14 protein-coding genes are annotated in these 21,281 nt (G+C 40.4%); 13 read left to right on the top strand and 1 reads right to left on the bottom strand.

All coding sequences use genetic code 11. The features are described from left to right. The first annotated feature begins 60 nt into the window (after positions 1-60). The 12 genes from BLS64_RS01625 (at position 61) to BLS64_RS01570 (ending at position 14,579) form a co-directional block, all read left to right on the top strand. Positions 61-915: a toprim domain-containing protein gene (locus BLS64_RS01625; protein WP_093111075.1), complete on the top strand. Its 855-nt coding sequence runs from the start codon at positions 61-63 to the stop codon at positions 913-915. Positions 916-1,542: 627 nt separating this feature from the next. Beyond that, a complete protein-coding gene (locus tag BLS64_RS01620) occupies positions 1,543-3,033 on the top strand; it encodes a hypothetical protein (protein WP_143019256.1) in 1,491 nt (496 codons plus the stop codon). 949 nt (positions 3,034-3,982) lie between these two features. Continuing rightward, entirely contained in the window at positions 3,983-5,473 is a 1,491-nt protein-coding gene (locus BLS64_RS01615) for a hypothetical protein (protein WP_093111071.1), read from the top strand. A gap of 679 nt (positions 5,474-6,152) precedes the next feature. Beyond that, entirely contained in the window at positions 6,153-8,531 is a 2,379-nt protein-coding gene (locus BLS64_RS01610; protein ID WP_093111069.1) for a hypothetical protein, read from the top strand. Between the two features lie 7 nt (positions 8,532-8,538). Continuing rightward, positions 8,539-9,069 carry a hypothetical protein gene (locus BLS64_RS01605; protein ID WP_093111067.1) on the top strand — a complete coding sequence of 177 codons (531 nt, stop codon included), beginning with the start codon at positions 8,539-8,541 and terminating at the stop codon, positions 9,067-9,069. Between the two features lie 2 nt (positions 9,070-9,071). Then, positions 9,072-9,539 (top strand): hypothetical protein, encoded by a 468-nt coding sequence (locus BLS64_RS01600; protein WP_093111065.1) that lies wholly within the window; start codon positions 9,072-9,074, stop codon positions 9,537-9,539. A gap of 4 nt (positions 9,540-9,543) precedes the next feature. Further along, positions 9,544-10,509, top strand: a complete 966-nt coding sequence (locus BLS64_RS01595; protein WP_093111063.1) for a DUF6175 family protein — start codon at positions 9,544-9,546, stop codon at positions 10,507-10,509. A 7-nt stretch (positions 10,510-10,516) separates the two neighbouring features. Continuing rightward, entirely contained in the window at positions 10,517-11,485 is a 969-nt protein-coding gene (locus BLS64_RS01590) for a hypothetical protein (protein ID WP_093111061.1), read from the top strand. 171 nt (positions 11,486-11,656) lie between these two features. Further along, on the top strand, positions 11,657-12,256 hold the full coding sequence (locus tag BLS64_RS01585) for a lipid-binding SYLF domain-containing protein (protein WP_245693353.1): 600 nt from the start codon (positions 11,657-11,659) through the stop codon (positions 12,254-12,256). Positions 12,257-12,526: 270 nt separating this feature from the next. Beyond that, positions 12,527-13,756, top strand: a complete 1,230-nt coding sequence (gene sqr / locus BLS64_RS01580; RefSeq protein WP_093111059.1) for a type III sulfide quinone reductase, selenoprotein subtype — start codon at positions 12,527-12,529, stop codon at positions 13,754-13,756. A gap of 25 nt (positions 13,757-13,781) precedes the next feature. Then, positions 13,782-14,087, top strand: coding sequence for a TusE/DsrC/DsvC family sulfur relay protein (locus BLS64_RS01575; RefSeq protein WP_093111057.1), 306 nt, complete (start codon positions 13,782-13,784; stop codon positions 14,085-14,087). Positions 14,088-14,102: 15 nt separating this feature from the next. Further along, positions 14,103-14,579: a DsrE/DsrF/DrsH-like family protein gene (locus BLS64_RS01570; protein WP_093111055.1), complete on the top strand. Its 477-nt coding sequence runs from the start codon at positions 14,103-14,105 to the stop codon at positions 14,577-14,579. A gap of 95 nt (positions 14,580-14,674) precedes the next feature. Here BLS64_RS01570 and BLS64_RS01565 read toward each other — a convergent pair whose 3' ends face one another. Then, the gene (locus BLS64_RS01565; RefSeq protein ID WP_093111053.1) at positions 14,675-18,241 is read right to left on the bottom strand and encodes a BamA/TamA family outer membrane protein; all 3,567 of its coding nucleotides are present in this window, start codon (positions 18,239-18,241) and stop codon (positions 14,675-14,677) included. A 168-nt stretch (positions 18,242-18,409) separates the two neighbouring features. On the opposite strand from BLS64_RS01565, the gene BLS64_RS01560 reads away from it, so the two are divergent. After that, complete coding sequence (locus tag BLS64_RS01560) at positions 18,410-21,217, top strand: triple tyrosine motif-containing protein (RefSeq protein WP_245693352.1); 2,808 nt, start codon at positions 18,410-18,412, stop codon at positions 21,215-21,217. The last annotated feature ends 64 nt before the right edge of the window (positions 21,218-21,281 follow it).

Below are 21,281 nucleotides of genomic sequence, written 5' to 3'. Positions count from 1 at the left end.
AGGTAAGTTTTAGCCCAGTAATAATGCATAAGGTAAGATAGGTAAGTGAAAAAATGACATATGGAAAATAATTTATTGGATTGGAAGGAGGCCAGACAAAAGAGCATCGTAAAAGTTCTTGGAGATTTTGGTGTTGTCCCTAAAAAACAAACCAGCAAAGCTGCCTGGTATCTGAGTCCGCTACGGACAGAAAAAGAAGCATCTTTCTGTGTAACTCTGTACAAAAACCTTTGGTACGATTTCGGAATTGCAAAAGGAGGGAATGTTATAGATCTGGTTATGGAGTTGAAATCCTGCACAGCGGTAGATGCTCTGCGCTACCTAAGCAGCCAAACTTCATTTTTCTTTAACCCGCCGGTAATCAAGCAAACCAGAAGAAATAGTTCCATTGAAGTCATTAAGGTTAAAGAATTACAACACCCGGCACTTATTCATTATCTCAAGTCAAGAGGGATATCAGAATCTACTGCCAAATTGTTTTGTAAGGAGGTGTGGTACACCCATAATGGAAAGACCCATTTCTCAATTGGGCTCCCAAATTCTTTAGGAGGATGGGAGCTTAGGAATAAATTCTTTAAAAATTCGACAGCTCCTAAATCGTACAGTTCCATTAGAAAAGGAAATGAAAAACTCTTACTCTTCGAAGGAATGTTTGATTTTTTATCCCTCGCTACACTGGATTTGGACCTGGTGTGTTCCTCAGATAGTATTGTACTGAACTCCCTTGGCTTTTTGAAAAATAGCTTTCAATTACTGGGCAACTATGAGGAGATCAATTTATATCTGGACAATGATCCTGCAGGAAGGAAAGCTGTCCATGAACTTAAGAAATATTCAATCAAGGATTGTTCATCGGTCTATAAAGGCTTTAAAGACTTAAATGAAAAACTTATGCTGCATATGCAGCGATTTTAAACGCTTTAAAATAAAATTTTCCTCAGCACATTCCCCTTCACTATGCTGCGGGAAAAGAGCTTCGGAAATGATCTTGAACCCATGGCAGCAGGACTCCCTGTATTTCGCTCCTGGGAAAATCCAGTCGCACCATTCCGGTCGCCGCTGCTACCACGAGTTCGCTAAATAGAAATCCAACTCGAATTAAGTACAAAATAGAGTCCTCCTTTCCCTATAATCTTCCTTAGCCTTCAGGCAACCATTTTCCAAAATGCAAAGCAACGTAATTCGGAAATTAGCCGGCCTGCACTAACTGAATAACCTAAACTTTATATTTTAAATTACGGCCTATCCTAATTCCGAATTACGAAAAAAAAGCAACAGAAAATGGTTGCGCGAAGGCTCTACGGGAAGTAAATGAAATTAGACAGGGTCTGATGTTCAGAAGGACAGATCCAGAGAAAAATGGAAGGCGCTTCAGGATACAAAAAGTAAATATTCTATGTTGTCGAGAAATTAGAATTACTAGAAGGCCAAAACATCAAGGTTAAAATTAACTTAATATTAGTTTATACAGTTAATAAAATAAGTTAAATTGCTGTAAAACAATGTGTTGTTAGTTGTCGGCGGCATAAAATTCAATCGATTATGAGGAAACTATACTGGATTATTACTCTTGTCAGCTTGACTCTAATATCTGGGTGTTCTAAAGATGATCCAGGTAATGAAGAAACGGAAACCATAACCGAAACAGGCATATTCATAGATTCTCAAGTAAGTGGGTTGAAGTATACCACTGAGACTAAGAGCGGTGTTACGGATGAAAATGGAAAGTTTGAATATATAGAAGGGGAGACCGTAACTTTTTATGTGGGTGATATCGTTATAGGAAGTGGAATTGCCAAAGAAAACATGAGTCCCATTGACATCGCGTTATCTACTAACCCAGACATAAATTCTATTGAAGTTAAGAATATTTCTGCATTCTTGCAGTCTCTGGACAACGACAATGATCCTTCAAATGGAATTGATATAATCGCCTCGACAGTTAATGCTATAACTGTTTCCAACATTGATTTCACGCAACCTATTGAAAAGCTATTAGGACAAATTATTGGAGAGGTCAACATGTCGACTGGTTCCTGGTTGTCTGCTGTATACCCTGAAGAAGCAGCTCTACATCTCGCTGAAAGTCTTGACCTCAATTATGTTGTACAGAATAAAACATTTTTGAATTTTACTCCTACCATCGAGGACTGGATTCCCAAACCTCCTTCCAGTATTTACTGGGTTCACGAAACAAAGGAAGAAGGAGTGTTAGCAACATCAACCTTGTATGAAAAATATCCCAACCGTATCATTTATGACCTGAGGTATAAGGAATATAATTCTGAGGGATTGCCAACTTCATATGAGTTGGACATTTATGAAAATGGGGAACTTATATCAAATGAGCTCGTGGAGATTTTCTACAATGAATCAAATCTAGTTTCTAAAATAGAAAAGGTGAATTTGGATAACTCTAGATTTGAAGCTGTTCAGTTTCTTGAATTGGACTCGGAGTTAAAAATAAAGTCAGCGGTGGTTCAAATACAACATGACAATTTCAGTACCGTCTATAGGGAAGTTTATACCCATCTTCCTGATGGAAATCGAAAAACGAATAGCTTGTATTCCAATAATGGATCGGAACTAACTAACGTAAAAATTTATACTTACAATTCGGCCGGGGATTATTCAGAAATTGAAATTAATTCCCAAAACTCTACTGTAACCGAAACGTTTTATTATCGAGATGATAATACCTTGGAGAGCTGGATTAAACAAGATCCCGGAGCTTTATCAACGGGACGTACCGAAGAAATGTTCTTTGATGAGGAAGAAAAAAGAACTAGGTGGAAAGTGACTGCAGGTGATTATATAACTGACTTCTTATATGATGTGGACGGCGAAGGAACAGATGTGATCGAAACTTATTACCATGGAACTTTGATCGAAGTTATTACAGCATTCGCCGACGGGACCTCGATTTGGAAAACCATAAATAGTGACGGTTCCTATAAATTGGAATATAAGGATCAGAATTCAACTATTACTAAAACCGAATTTTACGATTCAAACGGAAATCTAATTGCTTAGGAAAATTTGAGAACCCTCGCTCGCCGCCTTTGTCTAGAAATAACTGATAAATCGTTCCCAAACTATGTATTTTACGTCTGTAGGGAAAAGCAAGAGGGCAACACGCCGAAGCGATGTTGAGTTGGTTTCCCATTTGGCAACCCCTATGGCTAGAGGCTTTTACGGATTTCGACAAAAAGGATTATCCGAACCTATTTAAATTTTTTAGTAAAAAGGGTGTAACCCTTCTAAAACCGGTACTTTTTTTACTCAAATTTTCTTCACGACATATTTAATTCAATGGTTTCACATCAAATAATTATCTTTATTATCAAGAGGAAAAATCAACTTATGCGAGTTCACAAATCGTCAACATTTCAGAAACTATTTTATCAAACCCAGCAGGAATACAGGGTCCAAGAGAAAAGTTCGATTCTTGGCGAGGCTACTTCACATTATTTAATTAATTAGAAACCCTGTTTATCTATTGATTTACAGGGTTTTATTTATTTGACACAATCACTTGCCGCTACTAGTATACATTCCCTACCGTCGGCTAAATTGAAATAAATTATAAAATCCTCCTTTACCTATAATCGCTTCCTTAGCCCTTCAGGCAACCCTTTTTTTAAATGCAAAATAATGGAATTAGGAAATTAGCCGGCGAGCATTAACTGTTGTCCACACTGTCCAATTAATAATACGGCCTATCCTATTTCCGATTTACGAAAAAATGACAGAAAAATGGCTGCGCGAAGGCTCTACGGGAGGTGTATAGGATTAACATTCAGTATTCAGAAGATTCAAACAGGAATTTTTAATGTTTTTCGGGTAATTCGAATTAATAGAATGTCTAAAAACATTTCAAGTTAAAATTAACTTAATATTAATTTATGCAGTTAATAAAATCAGTTAAATTGCTGTAAAACAATGGGTTGTCATTGAACGACGGCATAAAATCTAACCAATTATGAGGGAATTCTATAGAATTATTACTATTGTCAGCTTGACGGTAATTTGTGGGTGTTCTACAGATGATACAGGCAAAGGAGAAACGGGAGCCAGAACTGAAACAGGAATTTTTATAGATTCTCAAGTAAGTGGCCTGAAGTATACCACTGAGACTAAAAGTGGTGTAACAGACGAAAACGGAGAGTTTGAATATCTAGAAGGAGAGACCGTAACCTTTTATGTGGGGGATATTCTTATAGGAAGTGGAATTGCTAAAGAAAATATGAATCCCATTGACATTGCGTCATCAAATAATCCAGACATAAACTCTATTGAAGTTAAAAATATTGCAGCATTCCTCCAGTCTTTGGATAACGACGAGGATCCATCAAATGGAATTGAAATAACTGCCTCTACAGTTAATGCTATAACGGTTTCCAGTATTGATTTTATGCAACCTATCGAAAAGGTACTAGGTCAAATTATTGCGGAGGTCAATATGTCTACTGGATCCAATTTGTCTGTTGTGTATCCTGAAGAAGCGGCTCTCCATCTCGCTGAAAATCTTAATCTTAACTATGATGTGCAGAATAGAATATTCATGAATTTCACCCCTACCATCGAGGATTGGATTCCTAAACCTCCTTCCAGTATTTACTGGGTTCACGAAACAAAGGAAGAAGGATTGTTAGCAACATCAACTTTATATGAAAAATATCCAAACCGTGTAGTTTATGAACTGAGGTATAAGGAATATAATTCTGAAGGATTGCCAACTTCATATGAGCTGGATATTTTTGAAAATGGGGAGCTTAATTTCAATGAGATTGTGGAGATTTTCTATAGCGAATCAAATCTGATTTCTAAAATAGAAAAGGTGAATATGGATAACTCCAGATTTGAAGCTGTTCAGTTTCTTGAATTGGGCTCAGATTTAAAAATTAAGGCAGCTGTGGTTCAAATACAGAATGAAAATTTCAATACCATCTATAGGGAAGTTTATACCCATCTTCCTGATGGAAATCGAAAAACTAATAGCCTATATTCTAACAACGGATCGGAAGTCACTAGCGTCAAAATTTATACTTACAATTCAGCTGGAGATTATCTGGAAATTGAAATAAATTCCCCAAACTCTACTGCAACCGAATCTTTTAAATATCGAAATGATCATACCCTGGAGAGCTGGATTAAACATGATCCCGGTGCTTTATCAACGGGACGTACCGAAGAAATGTTCTTTGATGAGGAAGAAAAAAGAACTAGGTGGAAAGTGACTGCAGGTGATTATATCACCAACTTCTTATATGATGTTGATGGTGAAGGAACAGATGTGATCGAAACTTATTATAAGGGAACTTTAATTGAAGTTATTACAGCATTCGCCGACGGTACCTCGATTTGGAAAACCATAAATAGTGACGGTTCCTATAAAATGGAATATAAGGATCAGAATTCCACTATTACTAAAACCGAATTTTACGATTCGAATGGAAACCTTATTGGATAGAACAGTTTTAATGAAGACCGACAGTTCCCGTTTTTTTTGAAGATCAGCTGCTTTGTTGCAGTATCAATTTTTTTATTGTGGGGAAAAGCAAGAGGACAAGACGCAAAGCGATGTTGACTTGATTTCCCCTTTCTCAATCCCTCTGACCAACGACTCTATCGGATTTTGAAGCTAAGGAATGATCCGGACCTAATTTTTTTACTCTATTAAAAACGGCATTTTTTTTACTCTATAATTCAGTATAAGATACTTTTTCTTTACAACAATATCTAGTTCAATTTTAAATTAAAATTTATAGCTATTGATATGGTTATCATATCAAATAATTTCTTGGCGAGGCTACAATAAAAGCTCTGGTGATCATGATGATTATCAGAGCTTTTTATTTTTCACCTTCTTCAAATGCTTGTGCTACGCCGTGTAATTTTCCTGTTTTCTTTTTGCCTAAAGCTCCTTTTTACCGGAGTAATCTGTTGCGATAAATTTTTAGAACATATTAACAACTGAGCTATTAAATATTAAAGTTTTCTAAAAATACCCTTTTATAGGTATTGACAGCTCCTGTTGAAGAAGGATAACTTGGTCCGAAAATTTTTTCTGCAAGGAGAAATTTTAACCGGCTGATTTTGAACAGAAAAGATCCTGTCGCGTTTTGCAGTAAACTAACCAATCGCTTTATATGAAACAATTCTACCTTTTTTTACTTCTTTTATTAGTACCCTTTCAGTATGGTTTTGCTCAGGCTAATGAGGAAAAAGCAATAGTTTATTTCGCCAGAGCCGGTTTTCAGGGGTCGGCAATAAACCTGCACATTTTTACTGAGTCGGGTTATCAGGGTGCCATCCGTGGAAATAATACGATAAAGGCTGAAATGGATCCCGGGGAACAACAGATCGTGGGTGCTTTTCCCGCAGGTCACATGACCACAACTTTTTCGATGGATCTGGAGCCGGGGAAAACCTATTATGTAGTTGGAAAGCTAAACATGTTCGATCCCACAGATTTTCTTTTTGATGCCAGTAACGACCAAAAATTACTGAAAAAAGCAAAAAAGAAAGTGGAAAAAGGAGATTTTCAAGTAGTTTCCTCCACCGAAAAAAGAGAGTATGAGGAAAAGTATGAAGATCGCTGGGCTCATATTTTAACCAGGGAACAGGAAGAGGTAGACCATACGGTTCAGCTTGCCAATGCTCAGAAAGCTGCTAAAAAGGCGGCAACAATAACTGCGCCCGAAGATATGGTGACCATTCACTTTGCTCATGTGGGCATAGTAGCGGAACATATTGAACTTCCCATTTTTCACGGCAACCAATATATTGGGAGCATAAAAGGTAAAAATACCATTACCTATAAAGCTCCTCCGGGTGACCTATCCTTTACCGGCGTATATTCAGAAGTGAATTTTGCTTCTACTGTCAATATCGCAGCCTTACCCGGATCAACCCATTACCTTCATGCTGATCTTAATGGAGGAGCATATAAAATGGAAGCATCACCTGATGGGAAGCTAACGCATTTCTTCCTTACTGACGTGACCGGGGAGCAGGAAAAGCAAATGGCAGTTAAGAAGCTGGTGAGTAAGAAAAGTTCCTTAGCATTTTCTGAAGCGAAAAAAGCCGAACTAGAGCAGACCTATGGAAAATTGGTTCAAAGTACAACAAATATTAGTGCCGGAGCTTCAGAATATCTGGCAGATGCCACTGCGGGACCTTCAACAGGTGATTTTACCAGTTCTACAACTGCAACATCTGACGCTCCGGTAGAATATGGCGCAAACAAACGTGAAATTGCTTACCAACAGATCCTGAAATCCAATGAAACAGGCAGCTCTTATACTACATCGACCACCGTACCCGGTAGCAGTGTCATAGAGGAAGAAGGAGATATTGAAAAGGTAAAACATTCCGAAGACAATACCGAGGCTGGATTAAAGTATCGCCGTAGTTCTCTTTATACCATGATGATCAATGATACAGAGAGATTGCATTTTGATGCTATACGAGATGCCTTTGGAAACTTTGAACTATCAGAAAAGTTCAATGATCATAATATTGGACCATACCTAATCGATGCAGAAGGCGGGGAGAAGGATCAGTCTGATGTTATCACGGCATATCTAAATGAGAACGGAGTGGCCCGCGATCTGGTAGCTAAATGGTTTGGTAGAAACGACAAAGGGGAATTTACCATGGACCTGGTGGCAAGCCGGGGCTCCTATAATGCTTCAGACCTTGACGTATTGATTGCCAAAGACAGCAAGCGGGGAGAGGCCCTTTTAGCTGATGCAGGTGAGGAGCTGATAGGAAACACTTTTCTCATTGTGAACGACTATAAATATGTGAATAAGGAGGAGGTAGCACAGAAAGCTTCAGGAGTATTGAGCTTTGTTAGTGATGTTGCTTCTATTGCCGGTTATGATGGAGTGGCTTTAGCTGCCGATGCGGCAAATGTAGGTGCTACAGTGATGGGTAAAGGTTATGTGGTCAAAACTACTTCTTACCTCTACCGCCTGGTTTGGAATGATCAGATTGCCAACGAATTTTACTCCAATCTCTGGATGGATAACAGGAATTACGATCCGGCAAAAAAAGAAGCCTTTGAAACTTCAGACCTGTTCAAATTAAGGCTGGTAGGATCACAATCAGCATGGGCCGATCTACAATCTACTGCTTTCACCAAAAAGTCAGATCAGGATTTGATCAAAAAAGCTACTGTAAGAGCTACAAACAAGGGAATATCAAAATTGCAGAGAAAATTTGAAGAATTCCGAACCAAGTCTCCTTTGTTGAGCGGAGATCCAATTTCTGCCAAGATCGGGCTGAAAGAGGGTCTGGAAAAGGGAGATAAATTCGAGGTTCTTGAGCAGGTGATAGATGAGAATGGCCGAACTCACTATAAAAGGGTTGGTAAAATTAAAGTAGACCCTAATCATATTTGGGACAATACTCTTTATGATGAGGAATCTGAAGAATCTTCTACTTCAGAAGAGGAATATACCGTTTTTAAAGGAAAACGAGGAAAATACTATTCCGGAATGCTAATACGACAAATCAATTAATTACCCTATGAAAAATAATATCAGGATCTTATTTACAGTTGTGCTTTTCAGTTTCGTGTGTACTACTGCAACTGCACAAAGACGTGCTAAGAAAAAGGCAGATGAGGATACTCATGAATGGAGATATGAAATAGAATGCGTGGGAACAGGAACTGAAGGGAATTACCTTCTTAAAGTGTGGTCTTTCTCTAAAAGGCCACATGTGGCGGCCGAACAAGCCAAAAAGAACGCGGTTCACGGGGTGATCTTTAAAGGAGTGCCAGCGGGAGACAGAGGATGTGTCTCTCAACCTGCCCTTGCCAGGAATGCTAACCTGGAGGAGGAAAAAGCAGCATTTTTTGAAAATTTCTTTATGGAAGGCGGGAAGTATCAGAAGTTCGTGAATTTGACCACCAATGGTGCAATAGCCCAGGGAGACCGGATGAAGATTGGAAGACGCGAATATAAAATAGGAGTCATCGTATCAGTTAATAAAGCTTTACTGCGGAGGGATCTTGAGGATGCCGGGATCGTAAGAGGGCTGTCATCAGGATTTTAATTATGAGAAAATTATTCTTTACTATTCTAGTTGTAAGCCTGTTTTTTACCGGCTGTAAAACTCCAATTTCGGGATACTACTCCTACGATACCGAATGTATGGGCAAAAACTACGACGGATCGCAAATAGTTAAAACCTGGGGAACGGGAGAGGATGTCAAGAGTGCCAAGATAAGAGCTTATCAGGAAGCTCTTCATGATGTCCTGTTTGAAGGTATTCGCAACGGAAATTCAGATTGTAATATGAGACCCTTGGTCACTGAAGTCAATGCCCTCGAAAAGTATGATGCCTACTTTAATCATTTCTTTTCGGAAAAAGGAAATTACAGAGATTTCATCAAACAGACCCGGAACAACAAAAAGCTGGTTAGGAATAACCGAAGTAATATGAAGGAGGCTTATGGCTATATAGTTGAGATCGACATACCTGCTTTGAAACAACAATTGAGAACAGACGATATAATCCCCTAAAAAGATGAAGAAACAATTACTTTTAATTACATTTTTGACCCTCATAACCAATGCTGCTATTGCGCAGGCAAAAAAGCCTACTTTAATGGTGGTACCAAGTGATGCCTGGTGTATCCAGAACGGTTATGTGCTGGAGTTCGATGATCAGGGAATTCCTACCCGCATTCCCGATTATAAAAGGGCCTTCCAAGAAAATACCGAGTTGCTTTTGGTTATAAGTAAGATCAACGGTTTAATGGCCGAACGGGATTTTCCCCTTAAAAATATGGAGTCCGTAGTAAGATCACTTTCCTCATATGCAGCGGAAGACGCTATGCGAAGTTCCAAATCTTCGGGGGCTGAAGTGGCTGAGAGTCCGGTAGACCAGTTAAAATCTATTGCCAAAGCAGATATTATTATGCAGCTTACCTGGAACGTGAATCAAACAGGTCCCAGGAAATCAGTGACGTTTAACCTGCAGGGCCTCGACTCATACTCTAACAAGCAGGTGGCAACTGCTGCCGGTACGGGAGCACCTTCGTTCTCTACTGAACTTCCTGTTCTTTTGGAAGAGGCAGTTCTATCTCACATTGATAATTTCAGTTCTTCTTTGCAAGATCATTTTGATGATCTATTCGAAAATGGAAGAGAGGTTACCATCCGCATAAAGAGGTGGGATGACTGGGAGCATGATCTGGAGTCGGAATACGGACCCAATGAAGATGAACTGGGATTATTAATTGAAGACTGGTTAGCTGACAATACTGTTCAGGGAAGATTTTCTACCATAGATGCTACAGAGAACATGATGATCTTTGAGCAGGTAAGAATTCCTTTATATACCGAGCGTAATGGAAGGCAACGCGCTGTGGATACCCGCAGTTTCATGAGAGGGTTAAGCAATTATCTTGAAGATGCGCCTTTCAATATTGAGAACAAGGTTACCACCCGGGGACTGGGGGAAGCCACTTTATTTTTAGGAAGTAAATAATTAGATCATGATGATAAAAATTATTCATATAATTTCAGTAGCCTTCTTGTTCATCAACACGTTTAGCGTATTGGCTCAGGAAAAGAATGGAAATTTAAGTGATTATGACCGGATAGGTATTGCGCCCTATATTTCAGACCAGGTGGAATATTTACCTGCCGGAGCAAAGAGCAATTTGCAAAGTAAACTTCGGCAAATCATTTCCATGAATGGCTTTGGAAATGCATCTTATAATACCAGATTTATTCTCACTCCTAATATTCAGGTGACCGGTAAATCTATAGTAGCCGGGGCACCGCCGCGAGTAGCTGTTAACCTGGATGTACAGCTTTTTGTAGGAGACGGATTTGAAGGAACAAAATTCGGAAGCACAACAATATCTGTGAAAGGAGTAGGAGCTAATGAGAACAAAGCTTATATCAATGCTCTAAAACAAATAGGTAATCAAAATCCCCAGGTATCAAGATTAATTTCTTCAGCAAAGCAACAGATCCTTAATTATTATAATACACAATGTGATTTTATACTGAAGGAAGCTGAAGTAGCTGCAGCTCAAAATGACTTTGATAGGTCTTTGTTTATTTTAAGTGGAATTCCTAATATAAACAGCGAATGTTACCAAAAGGCAACAACTTTAATAGGCCCAGTTTATCAGCAAAAGATCGATAAGGACTGCAAGGTGAACCTGCAAAACGCCAGAAACATCTGGAATGCCAGTCAGGACTATGAAGGAGCTCTCAATGCTGTACACTACTTATCAGCCATCGAGCCGTCTTCAGATTGTTTTAAGGAGGCCCAGAGATTTTCAAATCAAATAGGTCAGCGTGTAAGGCAAATAGATGACAGGGAATGGAATTTTGTATTAAAAGCTCAGGATCTTCAGGAACAAAAGATCGAAGCGGCCAGGGCAGTTGGTATTGCTTATGGCTCAAATCAGCCTCAAACAATGACCTATAATTTAAGGGGTTGGTGGTAATTTAAATGGTACTTAGTCTTAAAGAACCGGGAAATTTTTCCCGGTTTTTCTTTTTAAATTCTTTAAGGTGGATGCTGTAAAACCTTAATATTGAGTGAAATAACCATTGATTAACATGTTTTTCTGTGTATTATGACTATTTTAAATTCATAACCAAAAAATGAACTAGTCATGAAAAAGAATCTTAACAAGTTAACTGCCTTATTTGCACTAATGTTATTCCTTTCTTCCGGAGCAGTAATGGCTCAGGATTATGATAAGAAGGATAAAAACAAGGACAAAGAAAAGGAGCAAATAGTTGACCAGGATAAGAAAAAACAGCTCCAAATGGATGCTAAAGATGCCAAGGCAGCATTCATGAAAGCCAATGCTGAATTGGAAGGAACTCTTTCAAATGCCGCAGGTTATGCTATTTTTCCGAACGTGGGAAAAGGAGCATGGATCCTTGGTGGCGGAGCAGGTAACGGAATTGTATATGAAAATGATCAACTAGTTGGGTATGCTGAACTAAGGCAGATAGATATCGGTTTCCAGTTTGGAGGTAAAGCTTTTAGGGAACTGATCGTATTTCAAACTCAGGAAGCACTTGATAAATTCAAAGAAGGAAATTTTGAATTTGGCGGAAGTGCTTCAGCAGTGATTTGGGACAAAGGTAAAGGCGAGGCCATTACCTTTGAGAACGGAGTTGGTGTGGCGATCATGCCTAAAGCCGGAGCCATGGTAGGTATTTCTGTGGGCGGCCAGGAATTTGATTACAGAGCTGCGCAGTAAATTAAATAGATTTAAAAATGAACAACCCGGATCGTTAGATCCGGGTTTTTTTATGGAAAATTTTCTGCGGAAACTGATGCCGGTCCTTTTTAATATTAAAAGTGAACGATGGATATAATTTATCTCGAGAGCTAGGAATTTAATGATATCTGCTCAAAAAACTGATTTTAGTCAGTTTTTGCTAATAAAAAAGGGTTAACGTAACAAAAGTTACAATTACCGGGAGGCCTGAGCAGTACCTTTATATCAGAATTAAAAACAGAGATCATCATGAAAAATTTAGTGATTCTTGGCGCCGGTACCGCAGGTACCATGATGGCCAACCATCTAAGGCCCAAATTAAAACGATCTGATTGGAACATAACTATTGTGGACCAGTACAAAACGCACTACTATCAGCCCGGTTTCTTATTCCTTCCTTTTGATATTTATACTGAGGATCAGGTGAAAAAACCGGGGAAAAAATTCATCCCCAAGGGAGTGAACTATGTTCAGAAAAAGATTGAGCAGATCTTTCCGGAAGACAGTAAAGTGCAGCTGGAAGATGAGACGCTTCATTATGATCTTTTGATCATTGCGACAGGTTCAAAAATAGCCCCGGAAGAGGTGGAAGGAATGAAGGGTAAGAATTGGCATAAAAATGTTTTTGACTTCTATACTTATGAAGGTGCACTGGCCCTTCGGAATAAACTAAGAACCTGGGAAGGCGGAAAAATGGTAGTTCATTTAACCGAGATGCCTATAAAATGTCCCGTAGCGCCTCTGGAATTCGCCTTTTTAGCCGATTCTTATTTTCAGAAGAAGGGGATGCGCGACAAAGTTGACCTGACTTATGTCACTCCGCTTTCCGGAGCATTTACCAAAGAAAAGAGTTCCGCGGCCCTTGGTTATCTCATGAAAGAGAAGAACATTAACCTGGAGATAGATTTTGCGATAGAAAGCGTGGATAATGATAATAACAAGATCATTGATTACGGCGGAAGAGAAGTGGAATATGACCTGCTGGTCACCATTCCAACTAACATGGGAGATGAGGTGATAGCCCGCTCCGGAATGGGTGATGACCTGAACTTTGTGCCCACCGACCATAATACGCTTCAATCAAAAGAATATGAGAATGTTTTCGTGATAGGTGACGCTACCAATGTGCCGGCCTCAAAAGCCGGTTCGGTAGCGCATTTTGAAGCTGAAACATTAACAGATAATATTCTTCTTTACATAGAAGGAAAACCACTTAAACCCGAATTTGACGGCCACGCCAACTGTTTTATTGAAACCGGAAAGAACAAAGCGCTTCTTATTGACTTCAACTATAAACAGGAACCGGTGGAAGGAACTTTCCCTGTACCCGGAATAGGACCCTTAAAGTTGCTCAAAGAGAGCGTGTTCAATCACTGGGGCAAGCTCGCCTTTAGATGGATCTACTGGAACATGCTGCTGAAAGGGATCCCAATTCCTCTGGTGAGCCGAAATATGAGTACAAAAGGTAAAAAACTATAGATCAATAACTTTAAAATTTAAAATCATGGAAACTTTAGCAGGAACAAACGTAAGAGTAAACGAAGAAGGATACTTATTAGATTTTTCTGAATGGAACAGGGAAGTCGGTGAACAAATAGCACAGGCCGAAGGGATCACAATGACCCCTCGTCACTGGGAAGTGATCGAGTGGCTTCAGGACCAGGTGAAAGCAGATAAGGCTTTATCTATTAGAGGTATTAAAAAAAGCGGGGTGCTGGACATCAAAGAATTCTATGCACTTTTCCCCGGCGGACCTCTAAAAATATCTACCAAGATCGCGGGAGTGCCTAAACCTAAAAGTTGTATATAATTTAAACCTACTAAAATGAGCAAGACTAAAGTAAAAAAGATGCTCTTCATCTTATCAAAGGCGACCATAGAGAATGTATATGCAGCTTTTATAATGGCAAACGGTGCCAGGATGGAAGGCATTGAAGCTGAAATATTCTTTACGTTCTTTGGACTTGAAGCCATACAAAAGAAAAAAATGAATGGCTTACATGTGGCCACTGTGGGTAACCCGGCCATGCACATTCCTACCATGGTAGGAGGCCTCCCGGGAATGGAAGCCCTGGCGACCAAAATGATGAAAAAAGAAATGGAAAAACTGGACATGCCTCCGGTGGACGAATTCCTTGAGATACTTTCTGCATCAGGGGTAAAGCTCTGGGCATGTAAACTGGCTGTAGACATGTTCCATCTTAAAGAAAAGGATCTAATTGATGACCTTGATGGAATATTGACCATTGGTGATTTCTATAACCAGGCTGACCAGGAAGGAACCCAAATGCTATTCATATAAGAGGCAACGGACTCTATTAATAATGTTTGATCTCTGTTTTTTATTTTGATAGAGGATGGTGGCAGAAGCCGGCTATTTTACAGCCGGTTTCTTTTTTAATATTTAAAGTTGACGGTAAAGGTGAGTCGGTTGCCGTCACCTCCATGATAGTAACCTAAGTTCGCAGTGAGTGCATAAAAGCCGTTGATCCATACAGATCCACCGTAGTTGTTATGCCATTTGTGGGTGGCGTCATCTTCGGTCCAGACCCGGCCGTAATCAAAGCCCGCACTTACTCCCACGATCAGGGGAATAAAATCGGTTCTTATTAAGCCAAGTGCAGTGCGCAGGTCGGTGCTGTGGTAAAAGGAATATTTTCCATTAAAACGATGGTTCCTGTAACCTCGCAAACTCCTGTTCCCACCCAGGGTGGCCGCATGGTAAAATTCATAGTTGTCACCCATTATGGCCGTACCTCCCACTTTTGTGGCGATAACCGCGAAACCGCTTGGGATCAAGGGATAGTCTATAGAAAATGACGGCTTCAGGTACCCAAATTCGTTGTTGTTCTCATCAATGTTCTGCTTGTATCCGGCTATCACGTCTAGTCGGCTTCCCAGACTGGGATAAGACGGATTGTTCTTGTTCTCGTAAAAGTATTCCGCTTCACCCCCGGCATATAACTGGTGGTCAAAAACAGGATTTTCCGGAGAAAAAACATCAGCTAAAAAGGTGTTTTCTCGATATCTAACCTGCACGGTTTCAAGTGTGGGGCCAATAGAGAAAAAAGCTTCCGCATCACTGCGCCAAACCAGGGATGGCTTGAAAGAACTTTGTTCGAGCTTTACCCGGTTATACCTTCTTTCTACCTCATCACGATCATATTGGGTATCGTTGCCGGTACCAAAGTAGTTGATGAAATAATTGGGACTCGAATACCGGCCTTCCAGCTTAAAGTTCCATTTGTAGAAAACATTGGCAAATTCTGCCGAGGCATTGAGTTCATAACCCTGGCTGGCAAAAAAATACTGGGCGCTAAAAATATATTGCGTGGTAAAGGGATTGGTGGACAGGCCATAAGTAGTGTAAATGTCTTTTACGCCTAAAGTGAAACCGGCATCTGTCACGTAATCTAGCACCGGCATGAGCTTATTCTCGGAGTATTTTCTCTTGAGGTAATGAAACTGGTTGATGTCGTAAGAATCTACCAGCCACTTTCTTGAAGCCGGATTAGTAATAATGCTTTCGTTGCTTTTATAATCATAAAGTTTGGCCTTTCGAGGATTCCTGAAATGATAAGTATCCTCCTCATACCCGCCAATGATCTTCAATTCAATAAGATCATCAGCCTCTCCTTCCAGAACGAATTCATCATCGCCATCAAGGCCGTAAAGCCATATTTCGTCTGTTTCTTCGGAAGAATATGTTTTGGAGAAGATCTCTTTATCCTCTTTTTGAATGACCACTTCGGTAACTCCGTTTTCTTTCCGCGTTATCCTGAAATGGTCGTCTTCATCGGTTCCCGTGATGGTCTGAAATTCCTGCAGATATTCTAAATAATCACGTGCGATTTCGGCCAAATTTCCTCGGCGCTTTTTCAGGTTCTCTTTGATCATGGTGATATCTTTGTTGTCTACCACCTCCTTCGGAAGCCCGGCAAAAGCCTCTTCGATCACCTCATCGGTGAGATTTTCCTGGATGTATTTGACCTGTTCCTGCCATTTTTCCCATTCGGTTTCTTTTATGAACCTCAGATCTAGAGGATATCCTGACCAGTTGAACCATTTGGCACTTTTAAGGCTTTCATCGTAACTCTGCATTTTCCGAAGCAATGGCACTGCCGACTTTATAATGGGCAGCAAGGCACCGTCGTATTTGGAGAAAGCATGATCACGGTCTCGGGGTATGGGTTCATAACGGGTTTTCCCGTTCTCATTATAAGCAGCCCACCGCCACTGATCACTATGACGATCCCAGTCGCCGATGAGCATGTCAAAAATACGCGCCCGCAGGTACATTTCCTGGTCTACGTATGCCTGTTTGGTTTCCCGCAACTTCAGCAACAGGTCTGCAGTGCTGATAATGTTGTCTGGTGACCCAAATGTTTTGAATTCCTTGTTTTCATCCCCTACATGTTCTTCCAGCATGAAAAGCGCATTGCCGTAATCTTCGTTATAGATATCCAGCCCCTTCTGTTTGGGCACATAATAGATCTTTGGGTTTGCGTGGTGAATGTCAAGTGCTGTGGAGAGATCGTTCACTGCGAATGGTGCATATGGATGGGCTGTGGTGAAAAAATCTGCAACAAAACGCTGTGCAATGGTATTTTGAAGGAACTCTTCTATAAAATTGGTCTTGACCACGTCGGCCTGCAGGTATTGCAGAGGGTCTTTTCTCATGGCCCTCAGGGTGTATTCATTTTGAGAATCGTTGATAAGCCTAAGGCTCCTCGACTGCTGGCCGCCTCCTTCAGAAATAGGCCTAAGAGAATCCAGGGCCAGGACCGGGGCTTCTATGGGCTGGCTGTAGACTTTCCTGTAGCGGCTGCCCCAAAGCCATTCATACAGGTGGGTCTTTTTCGTTTCTTCAGGAGTGTAGATGGAAGAAACCTGTTTTTCGGGCATATCTGCATATTCAATATCCAGCTCATCAAGGGTAGGCCTTTCTCTTGCTATGGAATGCGCATAAACCGGTTCTTCCTTGTTCAGTTCAAAAAACTGCACTGCGGAAGAACCATCTTCAAAAATGGTGAATTTTGCATATCCTTTTTCTGCTGAAGTGAACAGCGCATCTCCCTTTGTCCTTGCAGGTTGGGTACCTGCTGCAGCCCCGCTGATGATCTGCGGATTGCGGCCGTTGTAGAGATACTGAAGGTTTCTATGGTTCCCGGAAACAAAAATGACATCTTCAAAAAGGCTGGCCAAAGTCTCAAGTTTTCCCCTCAATTCTTTCTGCTGATTGCTTTCAAAATGAATCGGCGATGCACCCGTGATCCTGCTGAAAAAAGGGATGCGGCTGCTGCTCATCACCGGGTGATGCACCGCGACTATTATGACCTTCCCATGGCTGTCTTTTAGATCATCCTTGAACTCGGTAAAAAATTCTTCCCGGGTTTTATAGTCGCAGTCAGAGTTCATTTTTGGGTACTTGTCCCAATCTTCCAGGAACCATTGAGAATCAACGCTAACCAGTTCGATGAGATCGTTGATGGATTCCCTTTCAATGGGGCAGCCGTCGTCGGGCCAAAATTCAGAATTACTGTTATCCTGCAAAAAAGATTCGAGATCGTCAATGCTTTGCGGTGCATCCCTGTTCCATTCGTTTTCCCCGGGAGTGAGAAAAATTTTTCCGCTGAAAGATCTTAGTGGATGCAGAAGATCTTTCCGAAGAAAAGATTTTACAGCCTCCCTTTCGCCCTGCTCGTTTGGATAACCATTTTCCCTGGTGACATTTCCCAGTAGCAACACACTGGAAGCTTTATCGTTCTTTGCAGCTTTGGTAATGGCCTCTAGCACTTTGGTTTCTTTGCTGTCACCTGTATTAGCAGTGATATAGAAACTGTGGGATATTTTTTTATTTTGAAAGATGCTGTCCTGCGCTAAGGTAGGAGAGACATAAAAGAAAATTGTACATAAGATGAGGAGCGAACGCAACAAGTTCTCATTTACCTGTGAAGAAAGCATATATGAACCGATAGTAATTTTTTGTTCTGTTTTCAGGAGGATTCAATTTCAAAAAAATTGCGTGCATAGCAGAAATATTTAACGCATTATAACAGTTGAGAAATGCTTTCCCTAAAAGTTTTCATAAAGCGATTTTGCGGTTATATTTGTACTGAACCTGAAAATCTTATGGGCGCTCCAAAAACCTCAATTTCTTCTTTCTTTCTTTCATTTCTTTTCATGATCTCGCTTGGAGCGACTGCACAGGAATTGCCTCCTGTGGTGAATTTTGACCCTGTTGATTATGGTGCCGGTAACCAGAACTGGATGATCTCGCAGGGGGAGGACAAAAACATTTACGTTGCCAACAGTAGTGGGCTCATGGAATATAATGGGGCGGAGTGGAGTCTTTACCCAATGCCCAATCGTACCATTGTGCGTTCGGTAAAGGTAGTTGGAGAGCATATCTTTACGGGGGCTTACATGGAAGTGGGATACTGGCTCAAGCAACCCGATGGCCAATTGGCCTACACCAGTCTAACCGATTTATTTCCGAAACCCATAAAGGACGGGGAACAGTTCTGGCACATTGAAAGTGTTGGAGAAGATGTAGTGTTGCAAAGTTTTGAAGGCATTTACCTGTTTAATACAAAAAGCGGGGAATTTTCAGTACTGGATCTGCCTGCTCAGGAACCGGTCACAGGACTGTATAAGGCTGGCAACAAAATCTTTTTTTCAATTCCTGAAGTTGGACTCTTTGAAATTGATAATGGAAAAGCGAAAAAAGTTATACCGGCATCCCAACTAAATGGTATAGAAATTATCGAGATGCGCCAAATCAATAACGGGCTTGAAATGGTTTCCCGTAGAGGAAAGTTCTACCGTTGGGAAGGGAGTGAGCTTGAAACCTATAATCTTGAGCTTTCCGAAAAACTGGCGGGGATCAGTCTTTTTTCTGCCTTGCAACTTGAGGATGGGTCGCTTGTGCTGGGTAGTGTGGAAAACGGACTCTATATCACAGGAAGAGATGGAAAGATCGTTTCTCATTTTAGGCAGGAGAACGGACTCAATAACAATACCGTGCTTAGCCTTTTCCCAGACCGGGAAGGTAATGTGTGGACCGGACTGGATAACGGGATAAGCGTCATTAATCTGGACTCCCCATTTAAGCTGTTCCAGGACAATATTGGTAGGTTAGGAACGGTATATACCTCTTTGCAAACAGAAGATCATCTTTACCTGGGTACCAATCAGGGATTATATTTTAGAAAATTAGAAGATGATGATTTCACCTTCATGCCCGGTACAAATGGGCAGGTGTGGAGTATACAAATGGTGGAAGGAAACATTTTCGTGGGGCACAACAACGGGACCTTCTTGGTAGAGGGAGAAGAAGCTAAAAAGATCTCTGACCACCTGGGAACCTGGACAGTTAAAAAGTATTGGGGACGCAAAGAACATTTTATACAGGGGCATTATAACGGGTTCAGTTTGCTTAAAAGAGAAGAAGAAGGCTTTGTCGAATATCCTATGGTCAAGGATTTTCCTCATTCTTCCCGACATATAGTGACCCGACAAAACGGGGAGATATGGATAGGCAACGAACACAAGGGGGTGTTCCGGATACTTTTGGAGGATTCACTTCGGAATATCAGCTCCAGTAAGAATTATACCTTTAAGAACACTATTGGAATTACTTCCAGCATTTTTGAATTTAATGATACGCTATACTTTTCTTCTCGAAACAAGATCTTTCAATACCAAAAAGGAGATGATGCCTTTTCAGAAAAGAATGAGCTTGCTCAAATCCTGAAGGGCTATAAACGCATTTCTGGGAGGGTGGTAAGCCTGGAGAACGAAATATGGACCTTTGGAGATTCACAGCTTTTGAATGTAAAGCTGGCACAGCTCAAAAAAGGATATGATCTCAATTCAATTTTTATTCCCAAAGCTTTAAGAGCTATTCCGCAGGGGTATGAGAATATTTCGTCTCTTTCTGAAAGCCGTTATCTTCTTGGGCTTGTTGATGGTTATTTAATATTCAACCAAAGCCTTTCTGATCCTTTGGCAGATTATGAGTTGAGAATAAACCGTGTATTGGTTTCCGGCCTTGAAGAAGATCAGACCTCAATTTCCAGAAAAGAAGCCGGTACTTTTAATTATAAGCTGAATAATTTTACGTTCCAGTTTGGCTTCACAGAGTACAAAAAGTTCCTGGTGCCCGTATACAGTTACCGGTTGAAAGGGTTCAATTCCCGCTGGAGTAACTGGAGCCCTGACCCTTCGGCCACTTTTAAAAACCTTCCTTTCGGAGACTACACATTTGAAGTACGCGGAAAAATTGGCAATGAACTTTTTTCGGGGGCCTCTTATGATTTTGAGATCAGCCGACCTTGGTATCTTGGGAATTTGGCTATCGCAACTTATGTACTGTTATTCTTCGGTTTTCTGTTCCTTGTTCATCTAGGCTATAAAAGAGAGCAGGAGAAGAGGATAAGAGAGAATGAAAAGAATTTAAGGATGAGAAATCTCGAGGCTGAAAAGAAGATCATGGAACTTCAAAATGAGCAGTTAGAGAAAGAAATGGCTGGTAAGAGCAAAGAGCTGGCTGTTTCCACTATGAGCCTAATAAAGAAAAATGAATTCCTTACCAGTATTAAACAGAAATTACAGGAGACAGGATCATCTTCTGAGGTAAGATCAGTGATCAAGAAAATAGATCAGGATATTAATGGAGAGGATAATTGGAAATTCTTCAAGAAAGCCTTTTCAAATGCCGACAAGGATTTCTTTAAAAAGATAAAAGCCAAACATCCAGATCTTACCTCGAACGACCTGAAATTGTGTGCCTATTTAAGACTGAATTTATCTTCTAAGGAAATAGCACCACTTCTTAATATTTCTGTAAAAAGTGTCGAAATTAAACGATATCGTTTGCGGAAAAAAATGGATCTTCCGCGTGAAGTGAACCTGGTAGATTATATTCTTGCCATTTAAGACCTCTACAGCTTTAGCTTTTTCCTCTACATGACCTCTACAAAACCTGGTAATCAGCAGATTG

Source organism: Salinimicrobium catena (assembly GCF_900102915.1).
Classification (GTDB): Bacteria; Bacteroidota; Bacteroidia; order Flavobacteriales; family Flavobacteriaceae; genus Salinimicrobium; species Salinimicrobium catena.
This window is presented reverse-complemented; position numbering and strand designations above follow the sequence as displayed.